Source organism: Stenotrophomonas sp. Marseille-Q5258, assembly GCF_946900935.1.
In the GTDB taxonomy this organism is placed as follows: Bacteria; Pseudomonadota; Gammaproteobacteria; order Xanthomonadales; family Xanthomonadaceae; genus Stenotrophomonas; species Stenotrophomonas nematodicola.
Genome location: NZ_CAMPPN010000007.1, coordinates 1 through 17,345 on the forward strand (window position 1 = coordinate 1; position 17,345 = coordinate 17,345).

Below are 17,345 nucleotides of genomic sequence, written 5' to 3' on the forward strand. Positions count from 1 at the left end.
TCAAGGTGATTGCCGCCAACGGCCCGGTGAGCCTGCAGTCCAACACCGGCGAGCTGGAGCTGCTGGCCGACCAGGCCATCACCGTGACCGCCACCGACGACCGCATCGACATCCTGGCCCAGCAGAAGGTGGTGCTGCAGGCTGGCAACAGCGCGATCACGCTGGAAGGCGGCAACATCACTTTCAGCTGCCCGGGCACGTTTACCGTCAAGGCCGGGCAGCATCCGTTCATGGGCGGGGAGAAGAACGAAGCCTTCCTGCCGCCGCTACCGGACGGCACACAGCAACTCACTCATTGGATAGCACTGAACTACATGGACGTAGACACGCAGCAGGCTATGGCCGGTACGCCATACGAAATTCACTTCGACAACGGCGCCACCATTACCGGCAGGCTCGACGCGGATGGCAAGGCGCACCACGGTCCCATCCCTAACAGGAAGGTCGCCAAGGTGATTTATCAGGCGCGCGAACCGAACAAGGACAACGCCTGGCCCGCGCTTGAGCTGATCGCCGCTGCCAAGGAAGGTGGTCATGGCTGACGGCGGGGTTGACCGCCCCAACCAGGCCGCACCGGTCACGCTGCAGCAGCTCCGCGAAGCCCTCGCATTCGTCACCGATCAGTACAGCGCTGTAGCTGACGGAACCAAGAACGTCTTTGTCTGGCTGTGGGAGGCCATCCAGGGCGACTTCAACGAGCAGCGCACCACCGGTCAGATTGCCTTCGACACCGCCGTCTCGATGATTCCCGGCGTGGACCAGGTCTGCGACGTACGCGACATCATCGCAAGCTGCAAACAGATCAACAAAGACAGCAGCGACACCTGGGCCTGGGTCGGGCTGGTGCTGTGCCTGATCGGGTTGATCCCTACCGTCGGCTCCCTGCTGAAGGGCGTGCTGAAGATCTTCTTCCTCTACGTCCGCCGCTTCGGCCTCAATCACGTCGCCCGCGCCGTGGACGAAGCGATGGACTGGGTCATCACCTTCCTCCGCCGTCGCGAGGTGATGAAGTACTGGAAGTCGCTCAAGTGGGATCGTCTGTTCCACGAACTGGCGAATCAGACCCGTATCGTACGTGCCCTGGTCAGCCCCAAGATCCTGCTGGACGCCTTTGATCGCGCCATCAGCCTGATGGACAACCTGCTCGGCTTCGTCAAGAACATCCCCTTCATTGGACCCGCCGCGCAGGACACCATCAAGCTGGTGAAAGACGTCAAGGCCCTGGCGACAAAGAAGATCAGCGCCCATACGGCCCCCGCGCTGAAAATCCTGGACGAGATCATTCGTCGCCTTGAGATCGAGGATCTGGTACAGCGCCGCGGCGTTCTTGACGCGGGGAATGTGCATTTCACGGGAACGCTGCCGGAAGCGCGTGCGGTTACATTGATGCGGCAAGCAAGTCCGCCGCCCCGCTGGCTAAGCACAGGAAACATCTCAAGGAATACGCCCATAGCTCCTAAAGATGTGCGTGCACAAGTCGATCAAGCATCCAATGATCATGACTATCCGAAACTCACCAACTCTCAGATTCGGAGCTTCTCCACTTTAGAAGCAGTAGAACTCAACGGCCCGCTCAAACTGTATCGAGTCGTTTCTCCAAGTAACTTTGCTGCCAGTGCCGACTGGATGTCAGAAGACGTTTTCAAGAAAATCATGCGATCTGACGACCCCAAATCAGACTGGCGCAAGTTTCATGCCGTATGGCCCGACTGGAATCCAAACGGTCAGTTCGTCATCTATGAGCTCAAACGCGGCGAAAAGTTAAAGGTTTGGCGCGGGAAATCTGCGGCTCAAGAGAAGGATGAGCTACCCGGGCATCACCTTGAAGGAGGTTACGAACAGATCAAGTTCGATAGCAGTGCTCTGTTCGACGAGGAAGGACGTTCTCTGCGAAGTTCAACTGATACCATAAAAACTGCAAAGGACAGCAGCATTTACTACGAAGCGCATCCGAGGACTGGGGCTCTCACCCCCAGCCCTATGACTTATGACGCGTGGAAGGACCTTCCGGCACATGAACAGGCCAGATACCAAAGCCTGCGCACAGAGATCAATCATCCGAAGATCGTGGGTCCGTTCGACACGAACTGGGGAACCAAGGATTTTGACTCGCAGTCGAATGACGTCAGACTTGGCCTACCCTATCTTCCCGGCCAGATAACCAGGAGTTGAACGAAATGTCCAAGAGCCAGCCTGAGCTCAACCCTTGGCACAAGCGTCAGGCGGCACTCTTGTACCACTTCGCCTCAGCAGGTTACCTGAAGGGACTCCTCCCCAAGATCGATGCGCTCATCAGCTTCGCTGACGAAATCGTTGATCAACGAAGTCCTCTCGATGTCGCGGGAGCCGCGCTTGCAGGCTGGAGTTCCGTCAGTACAGCAACTCACTTCTCCACGTTTGCCTACCCTGCACTTGTTGAGTTTCGTGAGAGTGCCATTCACGCGTTGGCAGCACGCGCCTTCCAACGCTACTTTGCCGTTGGTGATAATCAGTGCGCCCGAATGCTCGATGAGTACGCGTATCAGATGACTTGGGCAACCACCGAGCAGGAGAGCGAATTCAGAGCCCGATCTGAGGCGGCCTTCAGGCATGCGGAGAACATCAGCGACATCATCCGCCGACCATTTTCATACACCGATTTCACCTTCTGGATAACGTGGGAACAGGAGAAGGTGGCATTCCCCTCCATTCCCAGCTTCAGAGTCCACACAGATATCCAGGCCCGATCGGGCCATATGCCGCCCAGGACCGGCGTGTACATGCCGGCAGATGATCCATTTGGAGCCCTTCAGTTCGCTTGGACTGGCGGACACGGAGAGTTGGGAGACGCACGTACGCTCAACTCTTTTGGGAGATACGTATTGGATCGAGTGGGTAGGGGGGGGCTGTGGTCCAACGCTGCGCTGCTCCATCAGATCATCAACGAACGCAAGCACAAGAATCTTGTGAGCGAGATGGAACGGTCCAGCGTGTCGCTCGGGCCCTCGACTGTCGCTCGCCACTCCTTTGAAGCGCGCCCGTGTAGATGGTACTTCGTCGAGATGCTGGACGACGAATACGAAGAGATCGACGGCACCTACGCAGGCACGGCGAACGTCGCGACTTCCACTCTCCCTCACAGAGTCGAAGCGGGCCAAGTCGTCCCACAAAGCGGCTGGTGGTACACCCCGGCAAAAATGGGATCACGCCGCTACTTCAAGAAGGATGACCGCTTCCCCGAGTTGAAGGGCAGCGACTACGGCAATGTGCTTTGGATCTGGTCACCCGATCAGTCCGATCCGAAGCTATGAATGAGACTGTAAGTTCATCAAGATATTTGGAGCTCAATTCCTGGCAAAAGCGTCAAGCCACGCTGCTCTACCACTTCTCGTCACTGGCATATGTGGAAGGCCTTCTAAACAGAATTGATCTGCTCGTCTCTTTCGCTGAATCACTTTTGGAAGAACGCTCCAATCTAGATCCGGCAGGAAGAATGCTCGCGAACTGGCAGCCGATCGACACTGCTGGACACTTCTCAACGTACGCTTACCCTGCTCTGATGGAATTCAGGGAGGGTGTTATCAAGGACATCGCCGCGCGCGCGCATCAGGTTTTTGACATCGCCGGCGAGCGCCAGTGCTCACGCATGCTGGACGAGTATGCGTACCAGATGCCTTGGGCGACTCAGGACCAGGAGGAGCAGTTCAAACATCGTGCCCAGGCTGTCTTTCACTATGCGAGCAAGATCAGCGAAATGATGAGTAGGCCGAGCTTGTGGGACGATTTCGTATTCTGGTCACTATGGCAGGAGGACGGGAAAGGGTTTTCGCACATCCCGAGATTCCGTGTTCGCTCAGACCTTTGTTGCTTCAGCGGCGACACGCCCCCGCGCACGGGCGCGTATGTCCCAGCAGATGATCCTTATGGCTCCTTGCAGTTCGGCTGGACGGGTGGACATGGTGAACTTGGCAATACCTACACGCTTAACCAATTCGGCAAGCTCGCATTGGAGCGTGTTGGCAGGGAAGGACTTTGGGAAGATGTCGACGGACTTCATCGACTGATCAGTGGCCCGGAGGGCCTCCTCCTTCGAAACATCCAACAGCGCGAAAGGTCGCGCCCCCACCTGGCACCCGCAGCTGCATCCCGGGAAAGCTTTGAGGATCGACCTTGCCGTTGGTTCTTTGTTGAGCTGATCGACGATGAGTATGAGGAGATCGACGGCACCTACGCAGGCACGTCGAGCGTCGCGACCGCCACTCGCCCACACAGAGTCGAAGCGGGCCAACAGGTGCCACAGAACGGCTGGTGGTACACCCCGGCCCAAATGGGATCCCGCCGCTACTTCAAGAAGGATGACCGCTTCCCCGAGTTGAAGGGCAGCGACTACGGCAATGTGCTTTGGATCTGGTCGCCCGATCAGTCCGACCCCAAGCTCTGAGCGCGATCATGGGTTCAGGCGCAAATCTGGTGCTCAATCTGTGACACAGGCGTCAGGCCACGCTGCTCTGTCGCTTCGCCTCCCTCCCTTGCCTCAAGGGTCTGCTGGAGCAGATCAATCAGCTGATCGGGTTCGCCGGCAGCACAGCATCCTTGTAGATCGAGGCGATAGTGGACTTCAGAGGTGATTGTGACGATCTCTCCTTGCAGCCTTGAGGCTACGAGGCGCCGAGGTACTTACCACGAACTACTGCGCTGGTTGTCGGACTTGTTGGATGCAGCAGCGTGACCTCGCCCATCCGATTCCCGCGATCACGGAGGTGTTGGCCACCAATGACACGCACATCCACCACATACATATCAGCATGGGCACCGATCAGCCATGAGCCTGCTTTTTCCTTTCGTCCTCGCTGCCGCAGCACTTTCACACGGCCCCTTCGAGATGCTCCCGGAACCGACCGGCCCGATCAACTGCCCCAAGCCGCCCGCAACGATCCGTACGGTGGAGGGCCGCATCTATGAATGCCATCCGCAAGAGGGAGAAGATGCTTACCGGGATGTCACCCCACCTGACGAGCAGACGCACTGGAGGATGAGGTTCGGTTCGACACGACTGCCACCGCAGGGAACAGGCAGCTATCACCCGCCCGAAGATTGGCCGTTCCGGGCAATCGTCTCATCAAGCAATCCCGCAGCAATGGCGGCGGAGTACTTCTATGTTTTTGATCGCCGCGGCGTAGTGATCGACTCCAACGATGCGTCGGCTATTGGAGAGCAGTTGATGGAAGTGCGCATCTCCGGCATCCGCCTCTGGCCGCGTGCGAATGTGTTCTACCTCATGCCGCCACCAGACGACAAGGAAAAGCTCAAGTGGACGAGCCCAACCGATCGGATGCGGGATGTGGGCTTCTACGGATTGGTGGTCGATGGAAAGATGCTGTGTCCCGTGCTGGATGAAAGCCTGGTCAGCAGTTGGCCTGGACCAGACATCCCCAACCACCCAGCAGGCACGTACATCAATGGTCACTGCGGCGAGGCCTACCGGATCGAGTCTACCCTCCCGAACGATCCGGACGACAACTTCCGCTACTACGCCTATCCCGGCTTCCGCGCCGGCGGCGCTGCGCTGCGGTGGAGCTTCCAGCGGCATGACGAGCCGGTGCGACCGCTACTTAATCGTCTCGGTGTGTGTGTGGCCTTCTGTCCGCCGAAATAGGCGGGAACCTTTCTCCCCACCCCAACGTCCAGTACACCGATCAGCCATGAGCTTTCTCTATCCCTTCGCCCTAGCCGCCGCGTCGATTTCACCGGGTCTATTCGAGACTCTGCCGGGAGAGCAAATGGGCCCGATCAACTGCCCCAAGCCCCCCTCCACCATCCGTACGGTGGAGGGCCGCATCTATGAATGCCATCCGGAAGAGGGAGAGGATGCGTACCGAGATGTCACCCCACCTGACGAGCAGACACACTGGAGGGTGAACTTCGGTTCGACACGACTGCCGCCCCAGGGAACGGGAAGCTATCACCCGCCCGAGGATTGGCCGTTCCGGGCGATCATTTCTTCCCGCAACCCTGCCGCGATGGCCGCGCAGTACTTCTACATTTTCGATCGCCACGGCGTGGTGATCGACTCCAACGATGCGTCGGCTATCGGAGAACAGATGATGGAAGTGCGTATCTCCGGCAGTTGACCAAGAACGAGGTAACACCGAGGCGTTCGCTACGGACAACACGCATATCCACCACATCCATATCAGCATGGGCACCGACCAGCCATGAGCTTGCTTCTACCTTTCCTCTTCGCTGCCGCGGGACTCTCTCAGGCTCCCTTTGAGACTCTTCCGTCTGCAGCAATGGGGCCGATCAACTGCCCCAAGCCCCCGGCCACTATCCGCACGGTGGAAGGCCGGATCTATGAGTGCCATCCGCAAGAGGGGGAGAGTGCCTACCGGGATGTCACCCCACCTGACGAGCAGACGCACTGGAGGGTGAACTTCGGTTCGACAAGACTGCCACCCCAGGGGACAGGCAGCTACCACCCGCCCGAGGATTGGCCGTTCCGGGCGATAGTTTCATCCCGCAACCCTGCCGCGATGGCCGCACAGTACTTCTATATTTTCGATCGCCACGGCATGGTGATCGACTCCAACGATGCGTCGGCTATCGGAGAACAGATGATGGAAGTGCGCATCTCCGGCATCCGCCTCTGGCCGCGTGCGAATGTGTTCTACCGCATGCCGCCGCCGGACGACAAGGAGAAGCTCAAGTGGACGAGCCCAACCGATCGGATGCGGAGTGTAGGCTTCTACGGATTGGTGGTCGATGGAAAGATGCTGTGTCCCGTACTGGACGAAAGCCAGGTCAGCAATTGGCCCGGGCCGGACATTCCCCATCACCCAGCAGGCACGTACATCAACGGTCATTGCGGTGAGGCCTACTTGATGACGTCGTATTTAAAGGATGATCCCGATGGCAACTTTCGCAACTACACCTATCCCGGCTTCAGCGCTGGCGGCCTTGAGCTGAGGTGGAGCTTCCAGCGACATGACGAGCCGGTACGACCGCTGCTCAATCGTCTCGGTGTGTGTGTGGCCTTCTGTCCGCCCAACGTCCAGCACACCGATCAGCCATGAGCCTGCTTCCATCTTTCTTGTTCGCTGCAGCAGCACTTTCACACGGCCCCTTCGAGACGCTCCCGGAACCGACCGGCCCGATCAACTGCCCCAAGCCGCCGGCAACGATCCGTACGGTGGAAGGCCGCATCCATGAATGTCATCCGCAAGAGGGAGAGGACCTTCGACACCGCCGTCTCGATGATTCCCAGTGTGGACCACGTCTGCGACGTACGCGACATCATCGCAAGCTGCAAACAGATCAACAACGACAGCAGCGACGCCTTGGCCTGGATGGAGCTGGTGCTGTGCCTGATCGGGTTGCCCTACCGTCGGCTCCCTGCTGAAGGGCGTGCTGAAGATCTTCTTCCTCTACGTCCGCCGCTTCGGCCTCAATCACGTCGCCCGCGCCGTGGACGAAGCGATGGACTGGGTCATCACCTTCCTGCGCCGTCGCGAGGTGATGAAGTACTGGAAGTCGATCAAGTGGGATCGCCTGTTCCACGAACGATAGTCCCAATCACCGGACCGCTCCCCCACACAGACAGCGGCGACGCCCCCTCCGACCGACCGCCACTGCGGCCCTCCCTGGCCGCCCGTGATGCTCCTCAGGCCGCGCGCCCGGCGCTGAACTGCTCTTCTTCCGTCGAACCGCTCAGGGCGGTCGTCGAGGACTGGCCCTGCTGGATCGCCTGGGTGACGGCATCGAAGTAGCCGGTACCAACCTCGCGCTGGTGCTTGACCGCCGTGAAGCCGCGGTCGGCGGCGGCGAACTCGGCTTCCTGCAGTTCCACGAAGGCGCTCATCTGGCGGCGGGCGTAGCCGTGCGCCAGGTTGAACATGGAGTAGTTCAGGGCGTGGAAGCCGGCCAGGGTGATGAACTGGAACTTGTAGCCGTAGGTCGCGATCTCCTTCTGGAAGCTCGCGATGGTGGCGTCGTCCAGATTCTTCTTCCAGTTGAAGCTGGGCGAGCAGTTGTAGGCCAGCAGCTTGCCGGGGAACTTTGCGTGGATCGCCTCGGCGAAGCGGCGCGCAAATTCCAGGTCCGGTTTGCCGGTTTCGCACCAGATCAGGTCGGCGTACGGGGCGTAGGCGAGGCCGCGGCTGATCGCCTGGTCCAGGCCGTTGCGGGTCTTGTAGAAGCCTTCCACGGTGCGCTCGCCCGTGGCGAACGGCTGGTCGTTGGCGTCGATGTCGCTGGTCAGCAGGTCGGCCGCCTCGGCGTCGGTGCGCGCCACCAGCAGGGTGGGCACGCCGAGCACGTCAGCCGCCAGGCGCGCGGCGTTCAATTTCTCGATCGCCTCGCGGGTCGGCACCAGCACCTTGCCGCCCATGTGGCCGCACTTCTTCACCGAGGCCAGCTGGTCCTCGAAATGCACGCCGGCGGCGCCGGCTTCGATCATCGCCTTCATCAGTTCGAAGGCGTTGAGCACACCGCCGAAGCCGGCCTCGGCGTCGGCCACGATCGGCTGCAGGAAGTCGATCTCGTCCTTGCCTTCGGCGTGGTGCAGCTGGTCGGCGCGCAGCAGGGTGTTGTTGATGCGCTTGACCACTGCCGGCACCGAATCGGCCGGGTACAGCGACTGGTCCGGGTACATCTGGCCGGCCAGGTTGGCGTCGGCGGCCACCTGCCAGCCGGACAGGTAGATCGCGTTGAGCCCGGCCTTGACCTGCTGCATGGCCTGGTTGCCGGTCAGCGCGCCGAGCGCGTTGACGAAGTCCTTTTCATGCAGGTACTTCCACAGCTTCTCAGCGCCCAGCCGGGCCAGCGAGTGCTCCACGTGCACGGTGCCGCGCAGGCGGACCACGTCGGCGGCGCTGTAGTTGCGCTGGATGCCGGCCCAGCGCGGGTCGGTGTTCCATTCGTGCTGGATCTGTTCGGCGGTGGGCAGCTTGCTCATGTCGGTTCTCCAGGGGGCATTGGGGCAGCGGGGCAGAGCCCCGCTCTACGGGTATGTGGCGGCGGGGCAGAGCCCCGCTCTACGGGGATGGGTCAATCGATGCGGTCGTAGGCGGGCAGGGTCAGGAAGTCGGTGAGTTCGTCGCGGCGGCTGAGGTCGGCCAGCAGGGCGATGGCTTCTTCGATGCGCGACGCGCCGGGCAGCGCGCTGCGGTCGCCAAGGCGCGCGGGCAGCTGGGCCAGTGCGGCGTCGAGCAGCGCCAGGTCGATGGCGGTACCGTCGTCCAGGTGCTGTCCGCCGGTATGCAGCCACTGCCACAACTGGCTGCGGCTGATCTCGGCAGTGGCCGCGTCCTCCATAAGGTGGTGGATCGGCACGCAGCCGTTGCCATCCAGCCAGGCCGCCAGGTAGCGCACACACACGTCCACGTTGCCCTCGAAGCCGGCGCGGGTGATGGTGCCGGTCGGGGTGGCGATCAAAGCGTCGCGATCCACCTGCACATCGCGGCGCAGCACCTGGTGCTGGTTTGGCCCGGGCATGTGCGCATCGAAGATCGCCTGGGCCACCGGAATCAGCGCCGGATGCGCGACCCAGGTGCCGTCGTGGCCAGCGCTCACTTCGCGCAGCTTGTCCGCGCGCACCCGTGCCATCGCCTGCTCGTTGGCGGCCGGATCGTGATTGATCGGAATCTGCGCGGCCATGCCGCCCATCGCGTGTGCGCCACGGCGATGGCAGGTCTGGATCAGCAGTTCCGAGTACGCCTTCAGGAACGGCTGGGTCATGGTCACTTGGCCGCGCTCGGGCAGCACCTTGTCGCGATGGCGGCGGAAGGTCTTGATGTAGGAAAAGATGTAGTCCCAACGCCCGCAGTTCAGGCCGACGATGCGGTCGCGCAGCGCATGCAGGATCTCGTCCATCTCGAACACTGCCGGCAGCGTCTCAATCAGCACGGTCACCTTGATCTGGCCGTGCGGCAGGCCGAGCATGCCCTCGATGTGCGACAGCGCGGTTTCCCACAGCGCGGCCTCTTCCATGCTCTGCAGCTTGGGCAGGTAGAAGTACGGGCCGCGCTGGCGGCACATCAGGGTGCGGGCGTTGTGGTACGCGAACACGGCCGCATCGAACAGGCCACCGGCCAGCGGCTGGCCGTCGATGCGCACGTGCTTTTCGTCCAGGTGCCAGCCGCGCGGGCGCACGATCAGCACGGCCTGCTCGTTCAACGGGCGCAGCGCGTACTGCTTGCCGTTGGGCGCGGTATGGGTGAGGTCGCCTCGCACGGCGCCGATCAGCGCCTGCTGGCCCGCCAGCAGGTTGCGCCAGGCCGGGGCGGTGGAATCCTCGAAGTCGGCCATGAACACCTTGGCGCCGGAGTTCAGCGCGTTGATGACCATCTTCGGGTCGGTCGGGCCGGTGATCTCGACGCGACGGTCCTGCAGGGCATCCGGAATGGGCGCCACGGTCCAGTCGTCGGCGCGGATGGCGGCGGTATCCGTCCGGAAGTCGGGCAACCCACCGCCGTCGAAGAAGGCCTGGCGCGCCTGGCGTGCCTGCAGCCTGCGCTGGCGCTCGGGCTCGACCGCACGGTGCAGCGACACCAGCAGCGCCAGTACCCCCGCCGGCAGCAGCGCGGACTGGCCGGCGAGCTGGGTGGTGAGGGCGATGCCCGGCGTGGCCGGGGCGTCGGCAGGGGTGGGCTGGGCGGTGGCGTAAGCGACGGCGGACATGGACGACTCCTGCGGTGCGGTAGGGCTACACCGTGCGCCGACGTATCGATATTTGACAAAGCAGTTATTGCAATGCTTTACATAAGTTGTGCTTATACTCGTTACGCCATGCCCACACCGCGCCCCCCAAGCCCCCGGTTTTCCTACAAATCCGACCGGCTGAAACCGCTTCGGGCGTTCTGCCAGACCGTCCGTCTCGGCTCGGTCTCACGGGCAGCCGAGGCGCTGTTTGTGAGCCAGCCGGCCATCAGCCAGCAGTTGCAGGCGCTGGAACGGGAACTGGGGGTGGGTCTGTTCGAGCGCAGCGGGCGCCGGCTGGTGCCCAGCCGTGAAGGCCAGCTGCTGTATGAAATGGCCCAGCCGCTGGTGGAGAACCTGGATGGGCTGGAGGCCAGCTTCCGCGACAAGGTGAAGGGGCTGGACGCCGGCGAGCTCAACATCGCCGCCAACAGTTCGACCATCCTGTACCTGCTGCCGCGCATCGTGGAGCGCTTCCGCCAGCGCCATCCGGATGTGCGGCTGACCCTGCACAACGCGATCAGCGCCGACGGCACCGACCTGCTGCGCAGCGACGCGGCCGACCTGGCGGTGGGCTCGATGACCGACGTGCCGGCCGACCTGAGCTACGCCCCGGCCTACCGCTTCGAGCAGGTGCTGATCACCCCACCCGCGCATCCGCTGGCCACCCTGCCCGAGCTGACCCTGGCCGCGATCTCGGCCTACCCGCTGGTGCTGCCGCCGAAGCGCCAGATCACCTACCGCCTGGTGGACCAGGTGTTCCAGCGGCAGCGCGTTCCCTATACGGTGGCGCTGGAAGTGGGCGGCTGGGAGGTGATCAAGCAGTACGTGGCGATGGGCATGGGCATCTCGATCGTACCGGCGCTGTGCCTCAACGATGCCGACTGCGACCGCCTGGCCACCCGCTCAATGAGCGCCTGGTTCCCCGAGCGCAGCTACGGGGTGATCGTGCGCCGCGGGCGGTTCCTGTCGCCGCAGGCGCGCGCCTTCATCGAGCTGATCCAGCCGGACCTGTTCAGTCCGCGCAGCTATGATGAAAGCGGTCACTCCGAACGCTGACGCGCCTGCCATGTCGATCGAACTGCGCCACCTGCGCTATTTTCTGGCGGTGGCCGATACCCTTCACTTCGGCCGCGCCGCCGAGCGGCTGGGGATGTCGCAACCACCGCTCAGCCAGCAGATCCGTCAGTTGGAAACGCTGCTGGGCGCGCGCCTGTTCCTGCGCACCAACCGCCGCGTGGAACTCACCGATGCCGGGCGCGTGCTGCAGGAGCAGGCCGGCGCGGTGCTGGCGCGGATGGACAAGGCAGTCGACCTCACCCAGCGCGCGCAGCGCGGCGAAACCGGCGAACTGCGCATCGGGCTGACCCGCGCCACGCCGCTGTCCACGCAGATTCCACGGGCGATCTTCGCTTACCGCCAGCAGTTTCCGCAGGTGCAGTTGAAGCTGCGCGAGATGAATACCCTCCAGCAGATCGATGCGCTGATGGCCGGCGAGCTGGATGTCGGGCTGATCCGCAAACGTGCGCTGCCGGCACCGTTGATGTCGCGCCGGTTGTTCAGCGATCCACTGGCGCTGGTGGTGCACGACCAGCACCCGCTGGTGCGCGGTCTGCCCGCCGATGCGGCAGTGGCGTTGCGGCTGTTCGCGCATGAGCCGTTCGTGGGCTTCCTGCGCGAGGTCGGTGCCGGCATCCATGATCATGTCATCGCGCTGTGCCGCAGCGCCGGGTTCACGCCGCGCATCGTGCAGGAGGCCGGCGAGGCCTCGACGCTGATCAGCCTGGCCGCGTCGGGACTGGGCGTTACGGTGTTGCCGGCCTCGTGCAGCCACATTCAGGTGGACGGTGCGCGCTTCGTCGCGCTCAGCGATCGCGCGGCGAGTTCGGAAGTCCACGTGGCCTGCCGGCGCGGTACGGCATCACCGTTGATCGCGCACTTCACCCGGCTGCTGCAGGACGTCAGCGGCTGAGCGCGAGCACGCCGGTGGCCGGTTGCGTACGGCGTCCCAGGCGCCAGGCGACGGCAGCGCCGGCCACGGTCAGCAGGCCGACGAAGCCGCACACGCCGAGCCAGTCCCAGTGCGTGTAGAACACCCCGCCGAGTACGCCGGCCACGCTGGAGCCGAGGTAGTAGGCGAACAGGTACAGCGCCGATGCGTCGGCGCGCATCGCACCGGCGCGGCTGCCGACCCAGCTGCTGGCCACCGAGTGCCCGCCGAAGAAGCCGAAGGTCACCAGCGCGATGCCGGCGGCCATGCAGCCCAGCCACGGCAGCGCCAGCAGCGCGATGCCCAGCGCGATCAGGCCATAGCAGATGCCCAGGACGCGGCTGCGCCCGTAGCGGTTGGCCTGCTGCCCCATCCATGCCGAGCTGAAGGTGCCCACCAGGTAGACGCTGAAGATCAGGCCGACCACGGTCTGGCTGAGGCCATACGGGGGCGCCATCAGGTGGTAGCCGAGGTAGTTGTAGAGGGTGACGAACACCCCCATCAGCACGAAGGCGGTGGCGAACAGCAACGGCAGGCCGGGGTCGGCAAACAGGCTGCGCCAGCGCGCCGGCAGTTCACGCAGGCCGCTGCGGCGGCTCTGGAAATGGCGCGACGGCGGCAGTTGGACCCACAGCAGCAGCGTGCTTGCCACCGCGATCAACGAGACCACGCCGATGCCCCAGCGCCAGCCCCAGTGGTCGGCGACGATGCCGGCGATGAGGCGCCCGCTCATGCCGCCGATGGCGTTGCCGCCGATGTACAGGCCCATCGCCAGGCCGAGCGCGCGGCTGTCCATTTCTTCGGCGAGGTAGGTCATGCCCACCGCCGGTACGCCGCTCAGCGCGATGCCGAGCAGCGTGCGCAGCACCAGCAGGGTGGACCAGTCATCCACCATCGCCGTGGCAACGGACAACACGCTGGACGCCAGCAGCGCGGCAACCATCACACTGCGCCGGCCGATGCGGTCGGAGATCAACCCGGCAATCAGCATCGACACCGCCAGCAGGCCGGTGCTGAGCGACAGCGCCAGCGCGCTGCTGGCCGCCGACACGCCGAAGTGGCGGCTGAACTCGGGCAGCAGCGGCTGCACGGTGTAGAGCAGACCGAAGGTGGAGAAGCCCGCCAGGAACAGGGCGGCAGCCGTGCGCCGGAACGCCGGCGTGCCCTGCACGATGTGGGAGGTGGGCGTCAGGGCTGCGGTGTCGCCGTTCATTGCGTCAGGGCCCAGGGGGCGGGCCGGTGCGTAAGGGTCAGCGGTCAGGATAGGCAGCCGTTACAGGACGATCCATAACCTGGAATGTCTGGATTGAGACGTTTCGAATATCAATGCAGATACCGGTCGAGTCACCACCGGCGAGGGGTGACCCGCGCCGGTGCAATGTGCCGCTTACAGCGCCTGCCAGGTGAACCCGTCGCCGCGCCGCCAGTACACGTGCGAGGCCTTGCCGTACAGCGCCGAGGCCTCGACCAGGCCGAAGAAGCGGCCATCCAGGCTGTTGCCGCGGTGGTCGCCCAGCATCAGCACCTTGCCGGCCGGCACGGTCAGCCCGGCGATGTCGGGGCCGCCGCCCTGGCCAAGATCGAGCTGGGCCAGATGGGTACCGAAGTCCTCGACCTCGCCCTGGCTGGCGTCGGCCAGCGGGCGGCCGTTGATGGTCAGATGGCCATCGCGCAGGTCGACCCGGTCGCCGCCCACGGCAGCGATGCGCTTGATCAGACGGACGCCATCGCGCGGCGAATCGAACACGGCCACATCGCCGCGCTGCGGGGTGCCGGTGGCCATCAGCTCCAGTCCGGTGAAGGGCAGGCGCAGGCCATAGGCGCGCATGTCCACCACCACGCGATCGCCGGGCATCAGCGTGTGCTGCATCGAACCGCTGGGCACCTGATAGTGGTTGGCCAGGGTGTCGCGCGCAGCGGCGAGCAGGCCCAGCATCACCAGCAGCGGCAGCGCTTCCTTCTTCAGCCAATGCAGTACGCGGTTGTGTCCTGCGGCGGGGCGGGCAGCGTGGGTATCCATGTCAGCGCTCGGTGAGGGGTGGCGGTGTGACCGTGGTGGCGGCCGGCAAGTTCCCGGGCGCCCGACGGAAAGCTACGCGGTATTTACGCCGCCGCTGCGGCCGTGGCATGGCGGTTTTACGGCCTGCGGCCGCATCGTGACCCCACCGCGCCGCAGGGCGCTCCAACGAGGTGTTCCATGACCATCCTGCTGATCCGGCACACGCCGCCGAGCGCGGCGCCGGATGCCGCGCCGCTGCCTGCCCGGGTCGCCGGGCACCGCCTGGCCTGCCATGACTGCGACTCGCTGCCGGCGCTGGTGCGCTGCCTGCAGGCCGCACGACGCAGCCGCCCGGCCTGGGTGCTGATCGCAACCACCGCCGTGGCGGCTCCGCAGTGGGCCCGGTACGGCGCAGCGGTGCGCGCGGCGCTGGACGCGCTGCCGGCGCCGTACATCGAGATGGCCAGCAACGACGATGACGCGCTTGATGACCGCCTGCATCCGCAGCATGCGCCGGCTGCACGGGTGGTGTGTGGCCGCAGCCGCGAGGAAGCCTGCCGGCTGTCACTGGCGATCGCCGCACGACGCCTGCAGCCCGCCGTGGGGAGTGCCTGAGCCATGTCGATTTTCATCATCCGTGGCCCGGAAGCCAGTGGCGCGCTGATCCGCACGGCGGTGCCGCTGCCGGCGCCGGTGCTCAAATCGCTGGTGCACCGCGCGATCGACGCCGGTACCACCGTGGCGATCCGCGCCTGCGGGTCGGAACAGGAACTGCTGGACGCCCTGCGCGTGGCCGACCACAGCCGGGGCGAGGTCACACTGCTCGATCCGGGTGCGTGCGTGGGCAGCGTGCGCCTGCAGCGGCTGCTGCCGCACCTGCGCAACCCGTACGTGGAAGTCCATGACGATGACGCCCGCACGCCGGAAGCCTGCCTGCCGGCCGATGCCGGCCAGCGTATCGGCGTGGCGCACGGCTACTGCGCGCAGAGCTACGTGCACGCACTGGAGATCGCGCTGGATCACCTGGGCTGCAGCGAGCTGCGCGAAGGCGTGCACGTGGGAACGTGAGAACCGCGCAAAGCAGAACGGACTACTGAGGCGACTATTGGAGTTTCAACGCCAAGGAACCCTCTTATGTGATTCCCGCCGTGGCTACCATTCAATAGAATCTCTGTGCGATGCTGCGCTAACGAAGCGTAGTCGGGACCAACTGAACCCTTCAGCGCTACGGCTAATCTCTCGTGCTGGAGCGCCTGTGAATGATTGATGCCACACCTGGAGTTCCTCCTCACATCGCAATGCTGCTGAACGAGGAGTTTGATTTAGCCGACGGACGAAGATCTATGCGAAAGCTGAAAGGCATGCTTCGCGAACTAAAGGATCAGTCGCAATCGGCAAGTGCCTTCGCCCTGCCCAGCCAGACCAATGAGTTTGATGGATTCAAGGCAGTGCTCAGTGGAGGGCTAGATCTATTTGCTGGGCAGGGTGCGTGCCAAGCCGTCCCCTGCAGAGTGAGCTACGCGAGACAAATTTCCCGAAGTATCGCCTTGATGGCAGATCAAGTTTTCGCCAGCGACACATTCTTCAGCACGATAAATTCTTTGAAATCCAGGCCAACCATAGAGGAGGCATTCCCGCTCCTCTCCGACCTCGTGGTACTCAAGCAAGTCAAGCCATTGATCGCCGCAGGTCTATTCAAATTTTCACCGCCTTTTTCTAGACTTTGCTCTGATTGCATTACTTCATTCGACGCAAGAATTGATCAACTTACAGACCGAGCTCTTCGCGAGTTTGGGGCCTCATTAAAAGTTGAGCGAGACGCTGATGGACACTCAATTGATTTTGGCGCGATGTATAGCCCCGGCATCCATATTCACTTGAATGATGAATTTTTACACGGCAAGAGTGACACCGAAGTAATCAGATCTGTCCTCAGAGAATCAATAAAAACGATATTTCTTGATGCAAAAAGTGCCAGCTGGCAGGGTGGAAGTGTATTCTCCAATTCAAATGCAGGCATATCCGCCCTGCTCTCAGAAGATGGAAAATTACTTGATTCATGGGATTTGCGGGCATTCTCTGCAGAGAGATCCGCAAACCTTCCTTGGATTTCAGGCCTTACCATTGAGCAGACTTTAAAACTGCGAAATGAAGCCAGCTCAGCTCTTCCGGCACTTCGCGAGTTTATGGCCAGGAGGCTTACTGCAGACCAGTCGTCACCATTTAATCCTCACTGGAGGGATACGGTATCTGAGCTGCGTGAACAAGCAGCGCAGGTTAGGTCCGAGCTGGAGATTTCCATATCCAGGTCGAACACAATTCGGAGAAATGCCACAGGCATTCTGGGCCTGTGTGTTTCTGCTGTATGCCTAGGCACACAGGGGGGAGTAGCAGCACTCGGAGGGCTGTTGTCCACTCTGGGTCTGATCCACTCTCTTCCTGCCAAAGATTCGCTGCCTACAAAACAAATCAAGGCAAAGCCCGGCTATGTCTTAGTTGCGGCTGAAGACATTCTTCGCCATGCCGCAAAGTAAGCGGCGACCAGTACATCACCGGACATCGTTCGAATCGAGGAATTAGGTAGAAAAACGGCAGGGCCTCCCCTGCCGTTTCAATGTCAGCGCTTACCGGCGGTAGGCGTACTGACCAACGGTATGCCCGCCGGTGGCGGGCACCCTCCGG

Annotated in this window: 17 protein-coding genes; 13 read left to right on the forward strand and 4 right to left on the reverse strand. The window is 62.9% G+C overall.

Annotated elements, in window-relative coordinates:
- From OC534_RS05095 to OC534_RS05130, 8 genes are all read left to right on the forward strand, one after another.
- Window positions 1-542, forward strand: a 542-nt coding sequence (locus OC534_RS05095; protein WP_262071503.1) for a DUF2345 domain-containing protein, incomplete at its 5' end; no start/stop codon positions are given.
- Complete coding sequence (locus tag OC534_RS05100; protein WP_262071504.1) at window positions 535-2,172, forward strand: hypothetical protein; 1,638 nt, start codon at window positions 535-537, stop codon at window positions 2,170-2,172. The genes OC534_RS05095 and OC534_RS05100, both read left to right, overlap by 8 nt.
- 5 nt (window positions 2,173-2,177) lie before the next feature.
- Window positions 2,178-3,290 (forward strand): hypothetical protein, encoded by a 1,113-nt coding sequence (locus OC534_RS05105; protein ID WP_262071505.1) that lies wholly within the window; start codon window positions 2,178-2,180, stop codon window positions 3,288-3,290.
- A complete protein-coding gene (locus OC534_RS05110; protein ID WP_166472464.1) occupies window positions 3,287-4,420 on the forward strand; it encodes a hypothetical protein in 1,134 nt (377 codons plus the stop codon). The genes OC534_RS05105 and OC534_RS05110 overlap by 4 nt, the downstream gene beginning before the upstream one ends.
- Window positions 4,421-4,801: 381 nt before the next feature.
- Window positions 4,802-5,635, forward strand: a complete 834-nt coding sequence (locus OC534_RS05115; RefSeq protein ID WP_262071506.1) for a hypothetical protein — start codon at window positions 4,802-4,804, stop codon at window positions 5,633-5,635.
- Window positions 5,636-5,681: 46 nt separating this feature from the next.
- Window positions 5,682-6,110 (forward strand): hypothetical protein, encoded by a 429-nt coding sequence (locus OC534_RS05120; RefSeq protein ID WP_262071507.1) that lies wholly within the window; start codon window positions 5,682-5,684, stop codon window positions 6,108-6,110.
- A gap of 162 nt (window positions 6,111-6,272) precedes the next feature.
- A complete protein-coding gene (locus tag OC534_RS05125) occupies window positions 6,273-7,052 on the forward strand; it encodes a hypothetical protein (RefSeq protein ID WP_166472462.1) in 780 nt (259 codons plus the stop codon).
- 331 nt (window positions 7,053-7,383) lie between these two features.
- The gene (locus OC534_RS05130; RefSeq protein WP_168355658.1) at window positions 7,384-7,545 is read left to right on the forward strand and encodes a hypothetical protein; all 162 of its coding nucleotides are present in this window, start codon (window positions 7,384-7,386) and stop codon (window positions 7,543-7,545) included.
- Window positions 7,546-7,639: 94 nt separating this feature from the next.
- On the opposite strand, the gene aceA is transcribed toward OC534_RS05130, so the two are convergent.
- Complete coding sequence (gene aceA / locus OC534_RS05135) at window positions 7,640-8,932, reverse strand: isocitrate lyase (protein ID WP_017357430.1); 1,293 nt, start codon at window positions 8,930-8,932, stop codon at window positions 7,640-7,642.
- Window positions 8,933-9,024: 92 nt separating this feature from the next.
- Window positions 9,025-10,656 carry a malate synthase A gene (gene aceB / locus OC534_RS05140; RefSeq protein WP_017357431.1) on the reverse strand — a complete coding sequence of 544 codons (1,632 nt, stop codon included), beginning with the start codon at window positions 10,654-10,656 and terminating at the stop codon, window positions 9,025-9,027.
- A 108-nt stretch (window positions 10,657-10,764) separates the two neighbouring features.
- Here aceB and OC534_RS05145 point away from each other — a divergent pair, with 108 nt between their 5' ends.
- Complete coding sequence (locus OC534_RS05145) at window positions 10,765-11,733, forward strand: LysR substrate-binding domain-containing protein (protein ID WP_262071508.1); 969 nt, start codon at window positions 10,765-10,767, stop codon at window positions 11,731-11,733.
- 10 nt (window positions 11,734-11,743) lie between these two features.
- Window positions 11,744-12,646, forward strand: a complete 903-nt coding sequence (locus OC534_RS05150; protein ID WP_017357433.1) for a LysR substrate-binding domain-containing protein — start codon at window positions 11,744-11,746, stop codon at window positions 12,644-12,646.
- On the opposite strand, the gene OC534_RS05155 is transcribed toward OC534_RS05150, so the two are convergent.
- Complete coding sequence (locus OC534_RS05155; RefSeq protein WP_262071509.1) at window positions 12,636-13,877, reverse strand: MFS transporter; 1,242 nt, start codon at window positions 13,875-13,877, stop codon at window positions 12,636-12,638. The two genes, OC534_RS05150 and OC534_RS05155, sit on opposite strands and share 11 nt — an antisense overlap.
- A gap of 174 nt (window positions 13,878-14,051) precedes the next feature.
- Window positions 14,052-14,684 (reverse strand): signal peptidase I, encoded by a 633-nt coding sequence (gene lepB, locus OC534_RS05160; protein ID WP_017357435.1) that lies wholly within the window; start codon window positions 14,682-14,684, stop codon window positions 14,052-14,054.
- Window positions 14,685-14,861: 177 nt separating this feature from the next.
- On the opposite strand from lepB, the gene OC534_RS05165 reads away from it, so the two are divergent.
- From OC534_RS05165 to OC534_RS05175, 3 genes are all read left to right on the forward strand, one after another.
- Entirely contained in the window at window positions 14,862-15,278 is a 417-nt protein-coding gene (locus tag OC534_RS05165; protein WP_136006694.1) for a hypothetical protein, read from the forward strand.
- 3 nt (window positions 15,279-15,281) lie between these two features.
- Window positions 15,282-15,731, forward strand: a complete 450-nt coding sequence (locus tag OC534_RS05170) for a 3-dehydroquinate dehydratase (RefSeq protein WP_136006697.1) — start codon at window positions 15,282-15,284, stop codon at window positions 15,729-15,731.
- A 191-nt stretch (window positions 15,732-15,922) separates the two neighbouring features.
- Entirely contained in the window at window positions 15,923-17,197 is a 1,275-nt protein-coding gene (locus tag OC534_RS05175) for a hypothetical protein (RefSeq protein ID WP_154081196.1), read from the forward strand.
- The last annotated feature ends 148 nt before the right edge of the window (window positions 17,198-17,345 follow it).